The sequence below is a fragment of the Micromonospora sp. NPDC049274 genome, from assembly GCF_040678875.1.
Lineage (GTDB): Bacteria > Actinomycetota > Actinomycetes > Mycobacteriales > Micromonosporaceae > Micromonospora.
Map to the genome: position 1 here is coordinate 1 of NZ_JBFAQS010000017.1, position 21821 is coordinate 21821.

Here is a 21821-nt window from a genome sequence, read left to right on the forward strand (position 1 = left end):
TCAACGACCGCCCCCGTATGACCCTGGGCTGGGCCACCCCAGGTGAGAAGATGACCCAGCTCCTGAGTGTTGCAACCACCAGTTGAGCCCGCCCTGTTAACGGAAACTGTCCAAGGTCTGCAAATGGGAAGGCGCGCGAGTCGTTGCGCGGCACCGGCACGCACGGGGACGGGCAGCGGAGCTCAGGGGCCGCGAGACGGAGCTGAGGGTCGCGAAACGATTGCGCCCGCCCCGACGGTCGTCGGGGCGGGCGCTTCCGCGGTACAGCGGAGGTGGGGGGTGCCGGGGTCAGGGTGCGGTGTAGGTGACCGTGACCTGCTGGAAGCCCAGCGAGCGCAGCAGCCCCTCCAGCATCTTGCGGGTGTTCTCCTCGGCCCGGGCGGAGAGCCCGCTGTCCCGGGCGGCGGCGGTGATCCGTTCCTCGGCCAGCTGGTAGACCTGCTGCTGCCGGTTGGGGTCGTTGCCGACCAGGTCGCCGAGCCGGTTGAGCAGGCCGCGCTTCTCGGCGAAGACGTAGCTCTTCTCCATGTCGAGGTTGGTATCGCCGAGCTGCGGCGCGGGCAGCTTGATCTCGACCGACTTGCCGTCGGCGGACTGCACGATGGCGCCCTCACCGATCTTGGTGAAGTCGACGTACGCCTCGACGCTGCCGGCCCCGACGAACAGGGTGCGTTCGTTGAGCAGGAAGTCCGGGACATTTTTCCTGTCGTTCTGGGTGTCGACCACGACCTGGAAGTTGCCTTCGGCGGCCACGTAGCGGCTGAGGTCCTGGATCGACTTCAGCAGCGGCGGCTGGCTGCGGTCGGTCTGCTCCTTGGCGAACGGGTTACGGAAATCGGGCAGGAACCCGGTCGCCTGCACGCCGAGCAGCACCACCACGGCCAGCGCGGCGGCACCGAGCAGCAGGAGCAGCCCACGGGCCGCACCGCCACCACCGCCCCCACCGGCTCCGCCGACCCCATCGCTCGGGGGGCCGCCGGTGCCACCGGGTGTGTCCGTCATCGGGTCGGGTGTCGCCGCCGAGCGCTCCTTGAGGTCGTCGCCGGTCGGGTAACCGGGGAACTCCCTCGTGGGCTCGTTGATGCCAGCTTCGCGGGCCATCACACTCACCGTCCTCGTCAGACACGTCGTCTACCAATGACGGTACGGCCCCCGTACGACAGCCGCGCGTCGAGCGGCCGGAATGCGTAAACGGGCAGGTCAGGCGAACGCGGAAAGCCCGGTGAGCCGCTGCCCGACGACGAGCTGGTGGATCTCGGACGTGCCCTCGTACGTCAGCACGCTCTCCAGGTTGTTCGCGTGCCGCATCACCGGGTACTCCCCGGAGACGCCGTTGGCGCCGAGGATGGTGCGGCACTGCCGGGCGATGGCCAGGGCCTCCCGCACGTTGTTCAGCTTGCCCACGCTCACCTGCTCGGGGCGGAGTCGGCCGGCGTCGGCGAGCCGGCCGAGGTGCAGCGCGAGCAGTTGGCCCTTGACCAGTTCGACGGCCATGTCGGCGAGCTTGGCCTGGGTGAGTTGGAACCCGGCCAGCGGCCGACCGAACTGGGTGCGGCTGGTGGCGTACGCCAGGGCGGTCTCCAGGCAGTCCCGTGCCGCGCCGAGCGAGCCCCAGACGATGCCGTACCGGGCCTCGGTGAGGCAGCTCAACGGCGCCTTGAGCCCGACCGCCTCGGGAAGTTGGGCGTCGGCCGGGAGCCGGACATCGTCGAGCACGATCTCGCCGGTCACCGACGCGCGCAGGGACATCTTGCGGCCGATCTCGCGGGCCGTGACGCCGGGCGTGTCCATGGGTACGGCGAACCCGCGTACGCCCTCGTCGGTGCGCGCCCAGATGACTGCCACGTCGGCGATCGGCGCGTTGGTGATCCACATCTTGGCGCCGGTGAGGATCCAGTCGTCGCCGTCGCGGCGGGCGCGGGTGGTCATGGACGCCGGGTCGGAGCCGTGGTCGGGCTCGGTAAGGCCGAAGCAGCCGATCGCCTCGCCGGTGGCCATCGCCGGCAGCCAGCGCTGCTTCTGCTCCTCGCTGCCGTAACGCCAGATGGCGTACATCGCCAGTGAGCCCTGGACCGAGACCAGCGAGCGAAGCCCGGAGTCACCGGCCTCCAACTCCTGGCAGGCCAGCCCGTACGCGACGGCGGAGGCGCCGGCGCAGCCGTAGCCGGTCAGGTGCATGCCGAGCAGACCGAGTTTGCCGAACTCCCGGGCCAGCTCGCGGGCCGGCACGCGGCCCTCCTCGTACCAGTCGGCGACGTGCGGGCGGACCCGGTCGTCGACGAGCTGGCGGACGACGTCGCGGATCTGCCGCTCCTCCGCGCTCAGCGACGGGTCCAGGTCGAGCAGATCGAGGGCAGTCATGCCGTCACCTTAACGAAGCCTCAGCCAGCGTCGCTTCACTCGATCGGTCCGCTGAGCACCAGCACGCGGGCGTGGATCTGGTTGCGCTGCTGCAGGGCGGCGCGCAGGGCGCGGTGCAGCCCGTCCTCCAGGTAGAGCCCACCGTTCCACTGGACCACGTGCGGAAAGAGGTCGCCGTAGAAGGTCGAGTCCTCGGCGAGGAGCTTGTCGAGCGCCAACTCGCGCTTGGTGGTGATCAACTGATCCAGGCGCAGCGGACGGGGCGGAATCTCCGCCCACTGCTTGAGCGTCAGGTTGTGCTCCGGGTAGGGACGCCCGTCCCGGACCGCTCTGAAGATCACGACGGCACGCTCCCCTCCCCGTGGCCGGGCCGACCGACGACGCCGAGCCGGGCCGCGGCGGGCACCGCGTGGCGCGGCACCGATGACCGTGCCAGCCTAGCCGCCCAGCGCACGAGTCGTTCTGCTCCCCGATGTCAGTTTCGCTACCGCTCGTCCGATCCTCGAGCCGGACGATCGGGACGGCCCACTCAACTCCACCGTCCGCGCCGTACCACCTCGTCCATGCCGCGCCGCCCCCGGCGCAGCGACGGTGACCGATGGTCCGGTGCGCGGTAACCGATTGTGACGGCCCCGATGGGCTGGTACTCCTCCGGCACGCCGAACGCGTCCCGGTACGCGGCCAACCGTTGCGGCGGAATCCCGAAGAAGCACGCCCCCAGCCCCTCGTCCACGGCGGTGAGGAGCATCAGCAGCGCGGCGAAGCCGGTGTCCACGTGCCAGTAGGGCACCGGCCAGCGGTCGGTCGACCGGTCCGTCCAACCCTTGTCCGGCTCCGCGTACCGCCGCAGGTAGGCGGACTCGTTGGCGTGCGGCACCACGATGAGCGGCGCCCGGCGCATTCCCGCCAGCCAGCGCTCCCGACCCCCGCCCTCGGGTGTGGTGGCGGCCCAGAACAGTTCCCGGTCGGCCGCCTCCTCCAGCACCAGGAAGCCCCAGCCCTGGGCGAACCCGGCCGACGGGGCGCGGACGGCGTGGTCGAGCAGCCGATCCACCACGTCGGGCGGGACCTGTCGGTCCGGGTCGTAGTTGCGCACCATCCGCCGACGGCGGACGACCTCGGCGAACTCCATCAGGCTCCGGGACGGATGCCCCAGGCACCCCGCCAGGTCGTGCCGGGCTTGAGGGTGAGCAGGTCCTTGCCCGAACGGAACGCGTCCGGGGGGCAGGTCATCGGCTCGATCGCCACCGAGCGCCGGTGCCGCTCGCCGGTGAGCGCGTCCCCGGTGAACACCTGCCACCAGCCGAACTCCGCGTCCGCCCAGATGCTCACCCCGGACGAGGAGTCCGGCGCGGCCAGGCTCACCGAGGAACCGCCGTCGGCGTCGCGGATCACCTCGCCGAAGCAGGCGTCCAGCTCGGCGTCGCCGATCCGACGCGGGCTGGTCCAGTCGTACTCGGTGCCCGCCACCGGGGTCGCCCCGACCGGGAGCAGCCGACCGTCCACCAGCACACGGGTACGCGCCGGCAGCCGCATGACCAGGTCGTCCACCGCGACACCCGGCAGTTGCAGGTACGGGTGCACGGAGAAGCCGAACGGGGCCACCTCGGCGCCGATGTTCGTCACCTCGTGCTCGGCACGCAGGCCGTCCGCGCTCACGCTCCACCGGCTGACCAGTCGCAGCGGCCACTCGTAGCCGGGCTGCGGCGGCAGGTCGTAGCCGAGGGTCACCGCGTCCTCGGACTGCTCCAGCAGCCGCCACGGCACCCAGTTGACCAGCCCGTGGATGGCGACGTGCCGCTCCGGCTCGGTCAGCGCGAGCTGGTGCGTCCGGTCGGCGAACGGGTAGCGGCCGTCGCGGATCCGGTTCGGCCAGGGCGCGAGCACCTGCCCGGCGCAGCCGGGGCAGACCTCGTCGGCGCGGTACCCGTCGAGCAGGTCGACGCCGTCGTGCCGGTACGTCCGCAGCCCGCCGCCCACCTCCACGATGACGGCCTCGTGGCCCGCGGCGGCGATGGTCCACTGTGCGCCGGAGAAGGGGCGCTGGTCGGGGCTTTCCATGTCGGCGACCCTAACCGGTCACGGCCTGTCGCCGCTCGACGCCGCCGTGGCCCGGTAGCGCAGCAGCGCCGGGAAGGCGACCGCGAGCACCACCACGAGCACCGCCGAGGCGAGCCCACCGGCGACCCAGGCCACCCCACCGCCGAAACCGGCGGCCATGGTGCCGGCCCGCAGGTCACCCAGGCGCGGCCCGCCGGCCACCACCACCGTGTTGACGCCCTGGAGCCGACCGCGCATGCGGTCCGGCGCGTACACCAACAGCATGGACTGGCGCAGTACGGCGCTCACCAGGTCGGCTGCGCCGGCCACGGCGAGCAGCAGGACCATCAGCCAGAGCTGGTGGGCCAACCCGGCGGCGGCGATCGCCAGGCCCCAGCCGATCACCGCGACCACCAGGCCGACCCCCTGCCGGCGGAGCCGACCGATCCAGCCGGAGGTCAGTCCGCCGATCATGGAGCCGATCGCGATGGCGCTGTAGAGCAGGCCGACCGAGCCGCCGCCGCCGAACCGCTCGTGGGCGATCTCCGGGAACAGCGCCCTCGGCATGGCCAGGATCATCGCGATCAGGTCCACGCCGAACGAGAGCAGCAGCACCGGCGTGGTGGCGAGGTACCGGAATCCGTCGATCACGCTGGCCAGGCCGGCACGTCGGGCCTGGCCGTCGGCGGTCGGCTCGGGCGGGAGGGCGGGCAGCCGCAGCGCAGCCCAGAGCATCGCGGTGAACAGCACCGCGTCCACGCCGTAGGCGATCGGCAGGACGACGCTGGTGTCCGGCGAGGCGGAGAGGATCAGGCCGGCGGCGAGCGGGCCGGCGACCGAGGCGGCGGTGAAGGTCGTGTAGTTCAGGGTGCTGGCGGCCGGGACGAGGTCGTCCGGCACCAGCCGGGGCAGCATGGCGCTGCGGGCCGGCGAGGTGATCGCGAAGGCCACCGACTGCACCGCCATCAACACCAGCAACAGCACCGGGCTGCCCACGTTCAGCAGCGCCTGGACCAGCAGCCCGAGGGTGGATGCCCAAAGCAACAATGACCCGCCGAGCAGCACCGCCCGGCGGTCGCGGGCGTCGGCCACCGCGCCACCCCAGAGCCCGAAAATCAGCAGGGGTACGAACGCAGCCACACCCAGCAGGCCCACCCAGAACGAGTCCCGGGTCAGCGCGTACATCTCCACCGGCACGGCTACGGCGGTGAACTGGAAGCCGAACATCGCCACGGTGTTGCCGAGCCACAGTCGCCGGTACGCCGGAACGCCCAGCGGGCGGACGTCGATCGCCCAGCGGCGCGCTCCGCGCGGCCGGGCCTCCTGTACGCCCGTCACGGCGCCAGCCGCTCGACGATCCAGTCGCCCGCGTCGAGGCGACGGAAGCGGAGCCTGTCGTGCAACCGGCCGGCCCGACCCTGCCAGAACTCCACCGAGTCCGGCCGGACGCGCAGACCACCCCAGTGCGGCGGGGTCGGGATGACGTCCGCGTCGGCGTACCGGTCGGCCACCTCCCGGTAGCGCTCCTCCAGCGCGGCCCGGTCCGGCACCACCTGCGACTGCGGGCTGGCCCAGGCGCCCACCTGCGAGCCGCGTGGCCGGCTCCCGAAGTACGACTCGGTCACCGCCTGGTCGACCGGGACGATCGACCCGGCGACCACCACCTGACGCTGCATGGGAAACCACGGAAAGACCAGGCTGGCGTACGGGTTGGCGGTCGCCTCGACGCCCTTGCGCGACAGGTGGTTGGTGAAGAAGACGAAACCCTCCGGGTCGTACCCCTTCAGCAGCACCGTTCGCCCGCTCGGCCGGCCGGCCGGGTCGGCGGTGCCCACCACCATCGCGTTCGGCTCGGGCAGCCCGAAGGCCACCGCGTCGGCGAACCAGCTGTCGAACTGGGTGTGCCAGTCGGCCGCCAGGTCAACTTCGGTCAGGCCCAGGTCCGCGGCGTACTCGTTACGCATCGCGGCCGGGCCGGGTGTGTCGCCCGTCACGTCCCCACTCCTCCTCGGCGACCCGACCAGCACCCTCCCGCGCTGGCCAGTCCGCATCGCCCAGTCTCACCGAGCGACGCGGAGAATGCGCGTCCTCAGATGTCGTGTGCAGCACAGTCGCAGCGGGTCGCGTATCCGGTTACGCAGCAGGCAAGATGTTCCGAACACATCCCTGAGGGTCGCCTAAGGCGCTCGGCCGACCGGGCCGGCTCAGCTGATCAGGCGCACCGAGCAGATCCAGGAGAGCGACATGGCCGATTTCAAACCCGGTCTGGAGGGCGTCGTCGCCTTCGAGACCGAGATCGCCGAACCCGACCGCGAGGGTGGCGCGCTGCGCTATCGCGGGGTCGACATCGAGGATCTGATCGGCCAGGTCTCGTTCGGCAACGTCTGGGCGCTGCTTGTCGACGGCCGGTTCGGGCCGGGCCTGCCGCCTGCGGAGCCGTTCCCGGTGCCTGTGCACTCCGGCGACATCCGGGTCGACGTGCAGTCGGCGGTCGCGATGCTGGCCCCGTACTGGGGGCTCAGCCAGCTGCTGGACATCTCCGACGAGCAGGCCCGGGCAGACCTCGCCCGGGTGTCGGTGACCGCGCTCTCCTTCGTCGCACAGTCCGCCCGTGGCCTCGGCCTGCCCGCGGTGCCGCAGAAGGAGATCGACAAGGCGCAGACCATCGTCGAGCGGTTCATGAAGCGCTGGCGGGGCGAGCCGGACCCGCGGCACGTCAAGGCCGTCGACGCGTACTTCATCTCGGCCGCCGAGCACGGCCTGAACGCCTCCACCTTCACCGCGCGCATCGTCGCCTCCACCGGGGCAGACGCCGCGGCCTGCATCTCGTCGGGCATCGGCGCTCTCTCCGGGCCGCTGCACGGCGGCGCGCCGTCGCGTGTGCTCAGCATGTTGGAGGCCGTGGAGCGCAGCGGCGACGCGGAGGGCTACGTCAAGGGCGTCTTGGACCGCGGCGAGCGGCTGATGGGCTTCGGCCACCGGGTCTACCGCGCCGAGGACCCGCGCGCCCGCGTGCTCCGGCGCACCGCCAAGGAGCTGGGCGCACCGCGCTTCGAGATCGCCGAGGCGCTGGAGAAGGCCGCCCTCGCCGAGCTGCAGGCCCGCCGCCCGGACCGGGTGCTGGCCACCAACGTCGAGTTCTGGTCGGCCGTCGTCCTGGACTTCGCCGAGGTGCCGGCGCACATGTTCACGTCGATGTTCACCTGCGCCCGGATGGGCGGCTGGAGCGCGCACATCCTGGAGCAGAAGCGTCTGCAGCGACTGGTCCGCCCGTCCGCCCGCTACGTCGGCCCGGACACCCGCAAGCCCAGCGACGTCGAGGGCTGGGCGGCCAGCCCGCACGGCGTCTGACCGGCACGCAGGGCCCCTTCTGGCGACTCACGTCCAGGAGGGGCCCTTTCTGTGCGGCCCGGACATCGACACCGGGATGTGGCGAAGGACTCAGGCCGGCCCTCGGGACCGCGACTTCCCCGGCCCGGCCCGGGTGCGAGGATGAGGGCCGGCAGTGTCGCCGGATCGCCGGTACGGATCCCGGCAGCCGTGCGCCCCGTACGCGCCCGCCGGTCCGCACCGAGCCCTCCCTCGCCCATGCGGAAGGACCTTCAAGACCGTGGCTGACGCACCGATCATCCGGATTCCCGACGAGATCAAGCCCGCCGACGGACGTTTCGGCTGCGGCCCGTCCAAGGTCCGTCCGGCGGCCGTGTCCGCGCTCGCCGAGGTGGCGACCAGCTACCTGGGCACGTCGCACCGGCAGAAGACGGTCCGCGACCAGGTGGCCCGGCTGCGCTCCGGCATCGCCGAGTTCTTCTCGCTGCCCGAGGGCTACGAGGTCGTGATCGGCAACGGCGGCACCACCGCGTTCTGGGAGGTCGCCACCTTCGGTCTCGTCCGCGAGCGGGCGCAGTTCGCCAGCTTCGGCGAGTTCGGCGCGAAGTTCACCAAGTCGGTCTCCGACGCCCCGTTCCTCGGTGAGCCGACCGTCCGCAAGGCCGCGGCGGGCAGCGCGCCCACCCTGGTCGCCGAGGCCGGCGTGGACGTGTACGCGACGCCGCACAACGAGACGTCGACAGGTGTGGCGGTGCCGATCAGCCGGGTGGCCGGCGCGGACGACGACGCGCTGCTCCTGGTCGACGCCACCTCGGGCGCCGGTGGCCTGGAGGTCAACGTCGGCGAGACCGACGTCTACTACTTCGCGCCGCAGAAGTGCTTCGGTTCCGACGGCGGCCTCTGGCTGGCCCTGATGTCGCCGGCCGCGCTGGAGCGGGCCGCCGAGATCAAGGCGGCGGGGCGCTACATCCCGGCCTTCCTGGACCTGGTGACCGCGATCGACAACTCGCGGCTGGAGCAGACGTACAACACCCCGGCGCTGGCCACCATCTTCCTGGCGGCCGAGCAGACCGACTGGATGAACGCGCAGGGCGGTCTGGCCTGGGCGGCCAAGCGCACGGCCGAGAGCGCCGCGACGGTGTACGGCTGGGCGGAGCGGTCCACGGTGGCCACCCCGTTCGTCACCGACCCGGCGCTGCGATCCAATGTGGTCGCGACAATCGACTTCGCCGACGGCGTGGACGCCACAGCGATCGCGAAGGCGCTACGGGCCAACGGCATCGTGGACACGGAGCCGTACCGCAAGCTCGGCCGCAACCAGTTGCGCGTGGCGCTGTTCCCGGCCGTCGAGCCGGCCGATGTCGAGGCGCTGACCGCGTCGATCGACTACGTGGTCGAGCGCCTCTGAGCATCGTCACGGTGGGTGTCCGTCGGACCTTCGACGGCCACCCACCGTGATCATCGCCGCAGCTCAGTCGCGACATGCGGGGTGTCGCTTCCCCCACCCCGAGACAGATGCGCGTACGGTGGTCCGAGACGCCTGGGTGGCCGACTCGTGGCGTGCGGCCAGCGAAGCGGGACGGAGGCAACGCTATGCGCCCAGTACGCTTCGTCGCCCTCTCCGAGGACGGCCAGGCCCTGGTGCTCGCCGACGAGGTCGGGCGACTCCTTGCCCTGCCGATCGACGAACGCATCGCCGGTGTGATGCACCCCGAGCCGGGTGCCCCGCCGCTCGCGGTGGCACCGACCACGGCCGATCCGATTCCCTCACTGTCTCCTCGGGACATCCAGGCCCGCATTCGCTCCGGTGAGTCCGCGGAGGATGTCGCCCGGATCGCCGGGGTGCCTGTCGACCGGGTGCTGCGCTACGCCGGCCCGGTGTTGCAGGAGCGGGCGATGCTCGCCCAGCACGCCCGCCGCACCCGCCTCAAGGGCGCGGAGAAGCCCACCCCGCTCGCCGAGGTGGTCAACGGCCGGCTGAGCCAGCACGGCATCGACACCGAGAAGATCTCCTGGGACGCCTACCGGCGCGACGACGGCACCTGGCGGATCATCGCCACCTGGCCGTCCGGCAAGGCCACCGCGCAGGCCATCTGGGACATGGACAAGGCCCGTCAGGTGGTCACGCCGCACGACGACATGGCGCAGTACCTGTGCGCCGAGCGGCCCACGCCGATCCTCGGCCAGGAGCCGGCACCGGAGCGGACCGGGCACGGCCTGCCCGGCCCGTCGCGTGGCGAGCCGAGCCGTGGTGGGCACGGGTTGCCTGCCGCGTCCGAGCACCCGCGCCCCGGCCGGGATCCGATCCGGGCCGGCCGGGACGCGCTGCTCGCCTCGCTGGACCGTCCGCTCGGCGGCTCGTCGGGTCGTGGCCTTGAGCCGCGTACCCCGGCTGCTCTGGCCGGGTCGGACTCTCCCCGGCAGCGGCCGGTCGGCGGCGGTGCTGCCGCGCTGCTGGGCGGCGGCCAGGGCTCGGCCTTCGACGACGACTCGGACGCGCCCAAGGAGGTCCCGGCCGTGCCGTCGCTGGCGGTGCTGCGGCCCCGGCGGACCGGTACGGCCGCTGCGGCGGCCGGTGGCGAGTCCACCGACGCCAGCGGCAAGCCGCGCAAGCGCCTGCCAAGCTGGGACGACGTGCTCTTCGGCACCGGCCCGGCGGCCCGCGAGTCCTCCTGACGCGTGACGTCGGCGGTCGGCTGACCGCTACCGCCGACACGCGGCAGTCACTGCGTGATCAACTCGGCTTCCAGGTAACCGGGCCATCGATCCGAACAAGAAGCCCCGACTTCCAAGAACCCGAGTGGATCACGAGTTCTGGCCGGTCAGCGGTGCCGTTGCCGGTGCCCGGCGCGGGCCGCAGGCAGGGTCAGGCCGGCGGCGTGCAGCACGCCCTCCACGCGTATCCGCTCGATCTGCTGGTCGACGCCTGTCAGCTCGGCGAGGTGTTCGGCGATGCCGAGGGCACGGCAGGCCAGCCGGAGTCGGTCGTCGTACGCCTGGAGCACCGCGCCGTGCCAGACCATGGACCGGGCGTTGCCGCCGAGCCGTTGACCGCCGAGGCGGCGCAGGTCGGCGGCGAGCTGTTCCAGTGGGCGGCGGTCGGCACGGTCGAACTCGCTGAGGTCGATGTCGCGGGTCAGCGCGTCGGCTTCGATGGCCCGGTCGAGGCGGGCGATGGTGCGGCGCTCCCGCCGGCGCTCGCGCCACTCGGACCAGCCGCAGACCACGCGGTCGATGATCTCGTCGGCGCAGAAGAGCAGGGCGAACGCCGCCGGGAGGCTGGCCACGGCGAGGAACGCCAGGGCGAGCATCAGCGCGCGTTCGACTCCCACATATCGACGCTAAGCCCCGTCGTGCCGCCCCGCCAGCGAATTGGCCGCATCCGCGCTATCCGCCGATCCGGACCTCGGCACGTTTCCCGGCCGTGCACGCGGGCCCCGTTCCGGTCGGAAGGGGCCCCACGCGCGGCTCAGCAGTCGGTGGAGGTGACGTAGAAGCGGGGCATGGGCAGCACCCGGAAGCGCAGTCGCGCACCGGCGCGGCGCAGTTGCCAGGTGAGGGCGATCAGCGCGGTGGCCAGCGAGATCAGCCCGCCCATCCAGATGCTCGCGCCGGCGCCGAAGTGCTCGGCGACCCATCCGATGAGCGGCGCGCCGACCGGGTTGGTGCCCAGGAACACCAGCACCCACAGGGCCATCACCCGACCCCGGAAGGCGGCGTCCACCCCGAGCTGGACGCGCTGGTTGGCGGCCTGGGCGAAGAAGACCATGAAGAAGCCGGTGGGCACGAGCAGCACGACGACCAGCCAGTACGTCGTCGCGAAGCCGACCAGGGTGCCGAAGCTGGCGCAGGCGATCGCGGCGCCGAGCACCAACCAGACCGACGGGCGGCTGCGCCGACCGGTGCCGCTGAGCGCACCGCACAGCGCGCCGACGGCGAGGGCGGTGCTGAACAGGCCGAAGGAGGCGGCGCCGGTGTGGAAGACCGTCTTGGCCAGCGCGGCCAGGGTGAGCTGGAAGTTGAACAGCGACATGCCGATCACCGACATCACCGCCATCGGCAACAGCAGGTCCGGCCGGCGCCACACGTACCGCAGCCCGTCGACGACCTTCGCGGACGCCCGCTCGTCGCGCGGTGGGAGCGCGTCGCGCTGCAGTTCGCTCGTCCGCATCCGGACCACGTTGACAAGCGGCGCGATGGAGCTGACGGCCGTGAAGAGGAAGACCGGGCCCACGTCGAAGGCGGCGATGGCCAGGCCGGCGACCGCCGGGCCGACGATCCGGGCGGAGTTGAACACGGCGGCGTTCAGCGACAGGGCGTTGGGCAGCAGGGGCGTGCCGACCAGTTCGGAGACGAACGCCTGGCGGACCGGGGTCTCAACGGCGTTGGCCGTGCCGAGCAGGGCGGCGAACGCGAACACGTGCCAGAGCTGCACCAGATCGGTGAGCACCAGCAGGGACATCCCGAGTGCCAGCACCGTCCAGAAGGCGTTGGCGGCGAAGAGCAGCACCCGCTTGTCGTACCGGTCGGCGAGGCGGCCGGAGAGCAGGGTGAGCAGCAGCACCGGGGTGAACTGCAGCGCGGTGACCACGCCGAGCGCGGTGGCCGAGTTGTCGGAGAGGTCGAGGACGAGCCAGTCCTGGGCGATGAACATCATCCAGACGCCGATCAGTTTGATCAGCTGCCCGGACGCGAAGAGCCGGTAGTTGCGGACCTGTAGGGACTGGAACATCGTGCTCAGCTTGGCCTGCACTCTTGGTGCGCCTCCTTCGGACGTACACGTCATCGACAGGTGACGGCACGGCCGGAGTGGCGCGGGCGCGGGCTCAGGCGCGAGCGAGCTGCTGGAGAATCTCGGCGGCCCTGTGCAGGGTCTCCCGGTCGTTCTCGTCGAGCTCGGCCAGCCGGCGGGCCAGCCATTCGTTGCGGGCCCGCTCGAACTGGTCGAGCACGGCCTGCCCTCCTTCGGTCGCCGCGAGGATGACCTGTCGGCCGTCGGTCGGATGGGGGGTCCGCTGCACCAGGCCGCGGTCCTCCAACTTCGCGACGATCTTGGTCATCGTCGGTGGCTGCACCCGTTCGACATCGGCCAGTTCCCGAGGCGTCAACGCGCCCGCCAGCCGCAGGCTGGTGAGCGCGGAGAGCTGGGTGACCGTGAGGTCGCCGACCGGTCGGGCCTGGCGGACCCGCCGGTTGAGTCGGGTGATCGCATCTCGCAGCTGGGGAGCCAGCTGCGCCGGTGGCACGCGTTCCGCCGTCACCGTCCGCTCCGTCACGATAGTTAGCTTAACTAATGAGCCTGGCTAACGACATCCGTTATGACCAGGCTCACGGGGACGTTTGTGCTGTTCCGGGCGGGGAATCCTACGCGGTTCCCCGCCCGGACGGCAGGTCAGAGCACAAGCGACTCGATCGGCCCGCGCAGGAAGTACAGCACGAAGAGCACTGCCACCCCGTACAGCAGGGGGTGGATTTCCCGGGCCTTACCCCGGGCCAGCTTCAGCACCACGAAGGTGATCAGACCGGCGCCGATCCCGTTGGAGATCGAGTACGTGAACGGCATCAGCACGATGGTGAGGAACGCCGGAATGGCGATCTCGTAGTCGGACCAGTCGATCGTCCGCACGGCGGTCATCATCAGGAAGCCGACCACGACCAGGGCTGTCGACGCCGCCTCGAACGGCACGATCACCACCAGCGGCGCCAGGAACATCGCCAGCAGGAAGAGCACGCCGGTGACCAGGCTGGCCACACCGGTCCGGGCACCCTCCCCGACACCGGCGGCACTCTCGATGTACGACGTGTTGCTGGAGGTGCTCGCCGCACCGCCGGCCGCCGCCGCGATCGAGTCGACGAGCAGGATCTCCTTGGCCTTCGGCGGGGTGCCCCGCTCGTCGAGCAGGCCACCCTCCTGGCCGACCGCCACCATCGTGCCCATCGTGTCGAAGAAGTCCGTGATCAATAGGGTGAAGACGAACATCAGCACGACGACCCAGCCGGCCCGGCCCCACGAGTCGAGCACGTTGAACTTGCCGAGTAGCGACAGGTCCGGCACGTCCACCACCGTCTTGGGCAGCTCGGGCACGTTCAGCGCCCAGCCCTTCGGGTTGGGCTTCCCGTCGACGAACGACGGGCCGATGTTGGCGACCGCCTCGACGATGACCGCCAACACGGTGGAGGTCAGGATCCCGATCAGGATCGCCCCCTTCACCCGGCGGACCACCAGCACCAGCGTGAGCAGCAGGCCCACCACGAAGACCAGCAGCGGCCAGCTCACCAGCTTGCCGCCGATGCCCAGACCCACCGGCACTGTGGTGTTCGCGACGTCCGGGATCCGTCGGACGAAACCCGCGTCCACCAGACCGATGATGGTCAGGAAGAGGCCGATGCCGACGCCGATCGCCGTCTTCATCTGTGTCGGCACCGCGCGGAACACCGCGGTACGCAGGCCGGTGAGCACCAGCACGGCGATGATCACACCTTCGATCACCACCAGGCCCATCGCGTCGGCCCAGGTCATCTCGGGAGCGATCTCGTACGCCACCAGGGCGTTGACGCCCAGGCCGGCGGCGAGCGCCAGCGGGAACCGGCCGACCACACCCATCAGGATGGTCATCAGGCCGGCGACCAGCGCGGTCGCCGCGGCCAGTGCCGGAATCGGGAGGGACTTGCCGTCACCGTCGACGGCGCCGCCCAGGATCAATGGATTGAGCACCACGATGTACGCCATCGTGAAGAAGGTCGCCAGGCCACCGCGTACCTCACGGCTCAACGTCGAGCCGCGGGCGGAGATCTCGAAGAACCGGTCGAAGCCGTTACGCGGGTGAGCGGGGTCGGGAGGTGTGCCGTTCTCGGGCGGCGCTACTGCCATCAGGTCCTCGCAGGTGATCTTCCGGTTGTCGCGCGCATCGTCCCAGATCACCGGCGGGCAGGGGAAGCGGATCGCGTACGCTTGCCCGATGCCGAAAGACCAGCCACCGCGCCCCGCGCCGCTGGACCCGCCGATGGTGCCGTTCGCCGTCGCCGGGCTGATCGCCTGGGCGGTCGTCGGACTGGTGCTGCTGGTCTTCTTCCGGGGCTGGCTGACCGAGCACGATCACGAGAACTGGCTCTGGACCTGCCTGGCCGGCTTCCTGTGGGGGTTCCCCGGCCTCGCCGTCATGCTGCGTCACGACGCCAACCGACGCCGCCGCCGCGCGAACTGAGCGCACCCGGCCACGCCGGCGCGAACGCTCAGGGGTGCCCGTACGGCTCCGCCGGCTCGGCCGCCTCCACCGAACCCGGGGCACGGCTCACCGACATGGCCTCCACCGCACTGTCGTCGTACACCGTCGGAAGATCCTCCACCGCGGTCTCGGCGGCCTCGATCAGCGTCTCGGAGTGGGCGCCGCAACCGTGGTCGGCGCTGACCACCCGGCCGTCGTCCGGGGCGTAGAAGTTGCCGCAGGCGCCGAACGCCTGCCGCAGCGAGCCGGCCAGCGGCAGGTAGAAGCCGCAGGTGCCGCAGCGGGCGGCGGCCGGGGCGGCGGTGGAGATGGGCGCCGTGGGGCCGTGGTCGCCGTCGTACCAGCGCTGTGCCGCGTCGGCGCGCCCCTCCCGGGAGAGCACCCGGGCCCGACCGAGACCCAGCTCCCAGGCCGTCTCCTCGACCGCCGGGTCGTCGGAGAGCAGGTAGCCGGGGGCCAACCGCTCGTCCTCCGGGGAGGTCGGCAGCAGGTCACCAGGGCCGAGGTCACCCGGCTTGAGCCGCTCCTGCCAGGGCAGCCAGCCGGGCGCGAGCAGCGCGTCCGGGCCGGGCAGCAGCACCGTCTCGCAGATGGTCACCGTCTTGCTGCGCGCCACGCGGGTGACGGTCACCGCCCACCGCCAGCCGCGATAGCCGGCGAGGAGGCACTCGAAGTAGTGGGTGACCAGCCGTTCACCCTCGGCCACGACCTGCAGGTGGTCGCCGACGTCGTCGGCGTCCACCTCGGTGATGCCAGCGCGGGCCACCTCGACGGCGGCGGCGCAGACCTGGTCGAGACGGGCGGCACGGGTGGAGACGGGCCTGGTCACCCGACCATTGTTCCCCATGCTCCCCGCAGGGGTGACAGGGACTCCCGGGGAACCTTTCACCGCAGTGGTGCGGCGTACCTGGATCAGATGGGCGAGGATGGTGCACATGCCGTCGTACTCCCGCTCCGGGCGATCCGTCCTCGGGCGGACCGTCGGCACCGGCATTCGGGCCGTTCGCCTGCTCCTGCGTGGTTCGGTGGGCGGCGGCCGCTGGGTGACCCGCCGGGCCGGCCGGGCCCGGACCCGGGGCGCCGGCGGCGAGGTCGGCATGATCCGCCTGTTCGACCTGCACGCCGTCTCCTGCGCCGGTGACACGCTCATCGCCATCGGCCTGGCCGGGACGATCTTCTTCAACGTGCCGCTTGGTGAGGCCCGCAGCAAGGTCGCGCTCTATCTGCTGGTGACCATGGTGCCGTTCGCGATGCTCGCCCCCGTGGTGGGCCCGCTGCTGGACCACTTCCGGCACGGCCGGCGGTACGCGCTGGCCGCCACCATGCTCGGCCGGGCGTTCCTGGCCTGGCTGATCTCCGACTACATCCACGGCTTCGGGCTCTATCCGGCCGCGTTCGGTGTGCTCGCGCTGTCGCGTGCCTACGGCGTGGCCCGGTCCGCGGCGGTGCCCCGGCTGCTGCCGGAAGGGCTGGGCCTCTCCCAGGTGGGCGCACGGGCCAGCGTCTACGGCACGGTGGCGGGTGCGCTCGTCGCGCCGATCGGGTTGGCGGCCTTCTGGTTCGGGCCGCAGTGGCCGCTGCGCGTCGCGTCGGTGATCTTCCTGATCGGCATGGTGATCTCCCTGCGGCTGCCGCCGAAGGCGGACTCGGAGCCGCCGGAGCGGGTGCCCCGCGCGCTGCGCGTGCTGGGCCGCCGTAAAGACCGGCCGCTGGGCCGGGGCCGACCGGCCGGGCGACTGGTGATCGCCACCCTGATCGGCGCCGCGACCCTGCGCGCCGTGTACGGCTTCCTGCTGCTGTTCCTCGCCTTCGCCATCAAGAAGGGTGACCTGACCACCGGCGTGTTCGGCCGGGACCTGGGCGCGGAGTGGGCGCTGGGGCTGATCGGCGGCGCGCTGGCCGTCGGCAGCTTCCTGGCGACCGCAGTCGGCACCCGCCTGCGCATCCACCGGCCGACCGCCATCCAGTCCAGCAGCATGATCATCGTGGCGGGGGTGGGGGTGCTCGCCGTCATCCAGTTCTCGCTGCTGATGGTGGCCCTGCTCTGTCTGGTCACCGCGCTGGTCAGTGGGGTGGCCAAACTCGCCGTGGACGCCTCGATCCAGGAGCGCATCCCGGAGCGGCTGCGGGCCAGCTCCTTCGCCCACTCCGAGACGGTCCTGATGCTCGCCTTCGTCGTCGGCGGCGGGCTCGGGCTGGTCCCGTTCGACGGCCGCACCGGCATCGCGGTCGCCGCCGGCGTGGGCATCCTGGCCGCCGTCCGGGGGGTGCTTGTCGCCGCCCGGCTGCGCGCCGAGAAGCTCGCCGGCCGGCCGCTGGGCGACGACGAACTGGCCGAGGACGAGCCGGTGGCCGAGCCTCCAGACGTCGCGCCCACCTCGCCGGCACCCGCCCAGGCCAGCTCGTCGCAGCACGACGAGCCGGGGCTCGCACCCCCGGGCTACCACATCTACCGCCCCTCCTCGTCGGTCGGCGGCCCGGGCGGCGGAGCGGACGACGAGACCCGCCGGGAGTCCCCCGGCTCGCTCTCGTGACCGGCCTGCTGGTGGTGACCGCGGTGCCGGCCGAGGCGGACGCCGTACGCGCCGGCCTGACCGACGCCAGCGTCACCGTCGCCCCGATCGGGGTGGGCCCGGCCGTCGCGGGCGCCGCCACCGCACGGCTGCTGGCCCTGGCCGAGGCGGCCGGCCGCCCGTACCGCGCGGTGGTCAGCGCCGGCGTGGCCGGCGGCTTCACCGGGCGGGCCGGCGTCGGCGACACGGTGCTCGGCACCGCGAGCATCGCCGCCGACCTGGGCGCCGAGTCGCCCGACGGCTTCATCGCTGTCGACGAGCTGGGCATGCCACCCGCGCTGCTCGGGGGTGGCAGCGTCATACCCGCGGACCCGGGCCTGCTCGCGGCGCTGCGGGCGGCCCTGCCGGCGGCGACGACCGGCCCGGTGCTCACCGTCAGCACGGTCACCGGCACCGCCGCCAGCACCGACGAGCTGCGCCGCCGGCATCCGGAGGCGGTCGCCGAGGCCATGGAGGGGTACGGAGTCGCTGTCGCCGCCGCGCAGGCCGGGGTGCCCTTCGCCGAGTTGCGCACCATCTCCAACCCGATCGGCCCTCGCGACCGCAACGCCTGGCGGCTGCGCGAGGCCCTCACCGCGCTGACCACAGCGGCTCCGGCGCTGCGCTGACCGTGCGGCTGGCCGAACTGCGCTGAGCAACCTTGGCGCCGCGGTGACCACAGCGGCTCGGCGCTGCGTCGAGCCACGGCCCGGCAGCGATCCGCACGCAGGCGGCCACGTCGGGGAGCGACCTTCAGACTTCCAGCATTAGCGCCGACGGCCGACTTGCCTGCAGCTCGAACCCGCAGGCCAGCAGAAACTGCACGTCGCCGGCCTCGGCGATCGCGTGGACGGCCCGCAGTCCGGCCGCAGCCATCTCCTTGGCCAACAGCTCGATGAGACCCCGCCCGATGCCCAGAGTCCGCAGGCCGGGCGCCACGATGACGCCCTCCAACACCAGCTCACGCTGGTCGCCCCAATCCTCGCCCAGGAGAAGATCCACGCTCCGCTCGTGCGCCCTCAGCTCACCGACCGGCCCGGCTCCGGGCACCTCGGCGAGAAGCCGCCAGGACGTGGCCGGCAGCCCTTCGGACGCTCGTCGAAACCGCACCCGGGCGCGCGTCCAACTCCGCCGTCGCCGCTCGTCCCGCCGAGCCCGGTCCAGGTCGTAGGTCAGTTCGGGAACGCGGACCGGCCACATGCGCTCCGGGAGCGTGTACGAGTGCACCCACCAGGCGGCCGGCCAGTCCTTGAGGGTCCGGACCCGACGCACGTCGAGGTGCGCGGGGTACCGACGACCGGCCTCGTCCCGCAGTTCTTCCGGCGGCTCGGCCGGCGGCTCGGCCGGCGGCTCGGCCGGCGGCTCGGCCGGCGGCTCGGCCGGCGGCTCGGCCGGCGGCTCGGCCGGAGGCTCCTCGTCGAGCGCGGGCGGCGGCTGCCCGAGGACCACCTCGCCCCCGGCCGCGCTGACCAACCGCTCCACCGTCCGGAACGCCGGTCGGGGGTCCTGCCCCGCCTCAATGCGAGCCAACGTGCTCTTCGGCACCCCGGACCGCTCGGCCAACTCGCGCTGACTCAGGTCGGCACACCGGCGAAGTTCCCGTAGGGCCTCCCCCAGGTCGATCACACCTCTGCCGGTAGCCACCCATCCATGGTTTTCATTCAGCCCCGCGTCGTCAACAGGGTGTCATCCACCTGTGGATAACCCTGTTGATAACACCGCCTCGCTGTGTGGGTCCCATTGCTGAGCGCCTGTAGAGCTGCCCCATCAATGGGGCGAGTCGTCCGCTCCTCATCGAGCCCGAACCGGTCAACCCTCACCCCGGGGCGTACACGCCGGAGGCCGGAGACGCGTCCGGTAGCGCCCCTCGGCCCGGCCTGCGCATCGACAACCCGAGAACCCCGGAGCAGACAACGCCGGTCACCGACGCCCACCACACCAACCCACCGACCATCACCGCACCACCGCCGACGCCCACCGCACCAGCGCCGGTAACACAACGCCGTCGTTCACCCCGCCCGCCGTCACTGGCACCGTGCCCCACCAATGGGGCAGCTCTACAGGAGGCGCAATGCCCCAGCACTCCGGGCGGCTGCACCTCGACGGGGCTGCATCCAAGGGGCAGGCTGGCGCGCAGGCGCCGTGCAGGCGCGCTGGCGCGCAGGCGTCGGGCAGGCGCGCTGGCAGGCGCGCTGGCACCGTGCAGGCGCGCTGGCGCACAGGCGTCGGGCAGGCGCGCTGGCAGGCGCGCAGGCACCGTGCAGGCGCGCTGGCGCACAGGCGTCGGGCAGTCGTCGGGCAGGCGCGCAGGCACCGTGCAGGCGCGCTGGCGCGCAGGCTTCGGGCCCTGTTCAGCGGGCGGCGTCACAGGGCCGGACCGCGCCGGCCGGGTGCGCAGGGGTGGGGCTAACGTGAGGGTGTGGCGCTCTCCCTGGCGATCTCGCCCTGCCCCAACGACACGTTCGTCTTCGACGCCCTGGTGCACGGGCGAGTGCCCGGCGCGCCGCCCGTCGAGGTGACGTACGCCGACGTGGACGTCACCAACACTGCTGCCGAGCGGGGTGCGTTCGACCTGGTGAAGGTGAGCTACGCGGCGCTGCCCTGGCTGCTCGACGACTACCACCTGCTGCCCTGCGGGGGCGCGCTCGGTCGCGGGTGTGGGCCGCTGGTCCTCACCAAGGGTGACCGCGCGGACCTGGCCGGCGCCACAGTGGCGGTGCCCGGCGATCGGACGACCGCGTACCTGCTGTTCCGGCTCTGGTCGGCCGGACAGCCACCGGCCCGGATCGAGGTGGTTCCGTTCCACGAGATCATGCCGGGCGTCGCGGCTGGTCGCTACGATGCCGGGCTGGTCATCCACGAGGCCCGGTTCACCTATCACCGGCACGGGCTCACCGCGCTCGTCGACCTCGGCGAGTGGTGGGAGGCCGACACCGGGCTGCCCATCCCCCTCGGCGCGATCCTGGCCCGGCGCGGCGCGGTCGACCCGGTGGCCGCGGCCGGTTGGATCCGCGAGTCGGTCCGGCAGGCCTGGGCGGACCCGACGGTCAGCCGGGAGTACGTCCTCGCGCACGCCCAGGAGATGGAACTCGACGTGGTGGACCGGCACATCGGCCTCTACGTCAACGAGTTCACCGCCGACCTGGGCGAGGCCGGCTTCGCCGCGGTGACGGCGCTCCTCGATCGCGCCGCCACCGCCGGACTGGTGCCTCAGACCTCCAGCTCGCGGGCCACCGCGTGGACCAGCTGAGCGATCTTCTGCGCCGCCTTCTTGTCCGGGTACCGGCCCCGACGCAGGTCCGGCTGGACCTTCGCCTCCAGCACCTTGATCATGTCTTCGACCAGGCCGTGCAGCTCCTCGGCCGGCCGACGTCGCAGCTCCGCCATCGACGGCGGCGCATCCAGCAGCTTGACGCCCATGGCCTGTGCGCCCCGGCGGCTGTCGACCACGCTGAAGTCGACCCGCTGACCACCCTTGAGGTCGGTGACGCCCGCCGGCAACGCGGCCTTGGGCAGAAACACGTCGCCGCCCTCGTCACTCGTGACGAAGCCGTATCCCTTGGCCGTGTCGTACCACTTCACTCGACCCGTAGGCACCTGAAAACCCCTGCTTCACTTGAGCCGCTACTGCTCCCAGGCTAGCTGGATCAAGCCGTCGAGCGCCGCTGGGAATCCGGTGAGATCGTCCAGCACCACTGCCGCGCCAGCGTCCCGCAGCTCATCCGGGGAGCACGGCCCGGTCGCGACAGCGATTCCCGGCACCCCCGCCGCGCCCGCCGCCACCATGTCCGCCACGTGATCACCGACGTAGTGGGTCGCGCCGTGCTCCCGCAGGGCTGTCGCCTTCTGCTCGGCGAACAGGTCACCGGCCAGCTCGTCGACCGTGAGACCGAGGTGCTCCAGATGCAGCCGGGCCAGCCGGCCGATCTTGGACGTGACGACAAGCACACGGCCGCCCCGCGCGCGGACCGCGTCGACGGCCTCCCGCGCCCCGGGCAGCGGAAGCGTCGGGGTGATCGCGTACGCCGGGTACAGCTCGCGGTACGTCAGCACGGCCGACTCGACCTGCTCCGGCGGGAACCAGTGCGCGATCTCGGTGCGCAGCGGCGGGCCGAGCCGGGACACCGCCAGCTCGGCGTCGACAGGCACACCGGTCCTCGCGGTCAACGCCCGGTACGCGGCGGCGATGCCGGGACGGGAATCCACCAGGGTCATGTCGAGGTCGAATCCGACGGTCAGTGCGGGCATGTCGAGAAACGTACCGGTGACCCCCAACCGGCCGGACGTCCGAGGGGCGCGACAGCCCCACCCC

General features: G+C 72.1%; 22 protein-coding genes. 7 read left to right on the forward strand and 15 right to left on the reverse strand.

Annotated elements, in window-relative coordinates:
* Positions 1-288: 288 nt before the first annotated feature.
* The 7 genes from AB0K10_RS26250 to pdxH form a co-directional block, all read right to left on the reverse strand.
* The gene (locus AB0K10_RS26250; protein WP_363687694.1) at positions 289-1101 is read right to left on the reverse strand and encodes a DUF4230 domain-containing protein; all 813 of its coding nucleotides are present in this window, start codon (positions 1099-1101) and stop codon (positions 289-291) included.
* A gap of 99 nt (positions 1102-1200) precedes the next feature.
* Positions 1201-2361: an acyl-CoA dehydrogenase family protein gene (locus AB0K10_RS26255; RefSeq protein ID WP_363687696.1), complete on the reverse strand. Its 1161-nt coding sequence runs from the start codon at positions 2359-2361 to the stop codon at positions 1201-1203.
* Positions 2362-2396: 35 nt separating this feature from the next.
* Entirely contained in the window at positions 2397-2702 is a 306-nt protein-coding gene (locus AB0K10_RS26260) for a type II toxin-antitoxin system VapB family antitoxin (RefSeq protein ID WP_089002310.1), read from the reverse strand.
* Positions 2703-2890: 188 nt separating this feature from the next.
* Positions 2891-3493, reverse strand: a complete 603-nt coding sequence (locus AB0K10_RS26265; protein WP_363687698.1) for a nitroreductase family protein — start codon at positions 3491-3493, stop codon at positions 2891-2893.
* A complete protein-coding gene (locus AB0K10_RS26270) occupies positions 3493-4422 on the reverse strand; it encodes an aldose 1-epimerase family protein (RefSeq protein WP_363687700.1) in 930 nt (309 codons plus the stop codon). Before AB0K10_RS26270 ends, AB0K10_RS26265 begins: the two co-directional genes overlap by 1 nt.
* Before the next feature lie 18 nt (positions 4423-4440).
* A complete protein-coding gene (locus tag AB0K10_RS26275) occupies positions 4441-5739 on the reverse strand; it encodes an MFS transporter (protein WP_363687702.1) in 1299 nt (432 codons plus the stop codon).
* Entirely contained in the window at positions 5736-6452 is a 717-nt protein-coding gene (pdxH, locus tag AB0K10_RS26280) for a pyridoxamine 5'-phosphate oxidase (protein ID WP_363687704.1), read from the reverse strand. Before pdxH ends, AB0K10_RS26275 begins: the two co-directional genes overlap by 4 nt.
* A gap of 193 nt (positions 6453-6645) precedes the next feature.
* On the opposite strand from pdxH, the gene AB0K10_RS26285 reads away from it, so the two are divergent.
* The 3 genes from AB0K10_RS26285 (at position 6646) to sepH (ending at position 10407) form a co-directional block, all read left to right on the forward strand.
* Positions 6646-7752, forward strand: a complete 1107-nt coding sequence (locus AB0K10_RS26285) for a citrate synthase 2 (RefSeq protein ID WP_363687706.1) — start codon at positions 6646-6648, stop codon at positions 7750-7752.
* A gap of 259 nt (positions 7753-8011) precedes the next feature.
* Positions 8012-9139: a phosphoserine transaminase gene (gene serC, locus AB0K10_RS26290; RefSeq protein ID WP_363687708.1), complete on the forward strand. Its 1128-nt coding sequence runs from the start codon at positions 8012-8014 to the stop codon at positions 9137-9139.
* A 185-nt stretch (positions 9140-9324) separates the two neighbouring features.
* Positions 9325-10407, forward strand: a complete 1083-nt coding sequence (sepH, locus tag AB0K10_RS26295) for a septation protein SepH (protein WP_363687710.1) — start codon at positions 9325-9327, stop codon at positions 10405-10407.
* Positions 10408-10553: 146 nt separating this feature from the next.
* Here the strand turns inward: sepH and AB0K10_RS26300 are convergent, their stop codons facing one another.
* The 4 genes from AB0K10_RS26300 to AB0K10_RS26315 form a co-directional block, all read right to left on the reverse strand.
* Complete coding sequence (locus AB0K10_RS26300) at positions 10554-11063, reverse strand: hypothetical protein (RefSeq protein ID WP_363687712.1); 510 nt, start codon at positions 11061-11063, stop codon at positions 10554-10556.
* A gap of 137 nt (positions 11064-11200) precedes the next feature.
* A complete protein-coding gene (locus AB0K10_RS26305) occupies positions 11201-12484 on the reverse strand; it encodes an MFS transporter (protein ID WP_363687714.1) in 1284 nt (427 codons plus the stop codon).
* Between the two features lie 73 nt (positions 12485-12557).
* Positions 12558-13007, reverse strand: coding sequence for a MarR family transcriptional regulator (locus AB0K10_RS26310; protein ID WP_363687716.1), 450 nt, complete (start codon positions 13005-13007; stop codon positions 12558-12560).
* 116 nt (positions 13008-13123) lie between these two features.
* On the reverse strand, positions 13124-14602 hold the full coding sequence (locus AB0K10_RS26315) for an NCS2 family permease (RefSeq protein WP_363687928.1): 1479 nt from the start codon (positions 14600-14602) through the stop codon (positions 13124-13126).
* Positions 14603-14690: 88 nt separating this feature from the next.
* Here AB0K10_RS26315 and AB0K10_RS26320 point away from each other — a divergent pair, with 88 nt between their 5' ends.
* Positions 14691-14936, forward strand: coding sequence for a DUF2530 domain-containing protein (locus tag AB0K10_RS26320; protein ID WP_363687718.1), 246 nt, complete (start codon positions 14691-14693; stop codon positions 14934-14936).
* A 28-nt stretch (positions 14937-14964) separates the two neighbouring features.
* Here the strand turns inward: AB0K10_RS26320 and AB0K10_RS26325 are convergent, their stop codons facing one another.
* Positions 14965-15894: a DUF3027 domain-containing protein gene (locus AB0K10_RS26325; protein ID WP_363687720.1), complete on the reverse strand. Its 930-nt coding sequence runs from the start codon at positions 15892-15894 to the stop codon at positions 14965-14967.
* On the opposite strand from AB0K10_RS26325, the gene AB0K10_RS26330 reads away from it, so the two are divergent.
* Both AB0K10_RS26330 and AB0K10_RS26335 read left to right on the forward strand, forming a co-directional pair.
* Positions 15893-17491, forward strand: coding sequence for an MFS transporter (locus tag AB0K10_RS26330; protein ID WP_363687722.1), 1599 nt, complete (start codon positions 15893-15895; stop codon positions 17489-17491). The genes AB0K10_RS26325 and AB0K10_RS26330 overlap by 2 nt on opposite strands.
* A complete protein-coding gene (locus AB0K10_RS26335; RefSeq protein ID WP_363687724.1) occupies positions 17488-18138 on the forward strand; it encodes a futalosine hydrolase in 651 nt (216 codons plus the stop codon). The genes AB0K10_RS26330 and AB0K10_RS26335 overlap by 4 nt, the downstream gene beginning before the upstream one ends.
* A 124-nt stretch (positions 18139-18262) precedes the next feature.
* Here AB0K10_RS26335 and AB0K10_RS26340 read toward each other — a convergent pair whose 3' ends face one another.
* The gene (locus tag AB0K10_RS26340; protein ID WP_363687726.1) at positions 18263-19153 is read right to left on the reverse strand and encodes a GNAT family N-acetyltransferase; all 891 of its coding nucleotides are present in this window, start codon (positions 19151-19153) and stop codon (positions 18263-18265) included.
* A gap of 775 nt (positions 19154-19928) precedes the next feature.
* Between AB0K10_RS26340 and AB0K10_RS26345 the strand changes: the two genes are divergently transcribed.
* Complete coding sequence (locus AB0K10_RS26345) at positions 19929-20759, forward strand: 1,4-dihydroxy-6-naphthoate synthase (RefSeq protein ID WP_007454815.1); 831 nt, start codon at positions 19929-19931, stop codon at positions 20757-20759.
* Here AB0K10_RS26345 and AB0K10_RS26350 read toward each other — a convergent pair.
* The gene (locus tag AB0K10_RS26350; RefSeq protein WP_358096360.1) at positions 20720-21106 is read right to left on the reverse strand and encodes a cold shock domain-containing protein; all 387 of its coding nucleotides are present in this window, start codon (positions 21104-21106) and stop codon (positions 20720-20722) included. The genes AB0K10_RS26345 and AB0K10_RS26350 overlap by 40 nt on opposite strands.
* A gap of 27 nt (positions 21107-21133) precedes the next feature.
* The gene (locus AB0K10_RS26355; RefSeq protein WP_363687728.1) at positions 21134-21757 is read right to left on the reverse strand and encodes an HAD hydrolase-like protein; all 624 of its coding nucleotides are present in this window, start codon (positions 21755-21757) and stop codon (positions 21134-21136) included.
* Between the last annotated feature and the right edge of the window lie 64 nt (positions 21758-21821).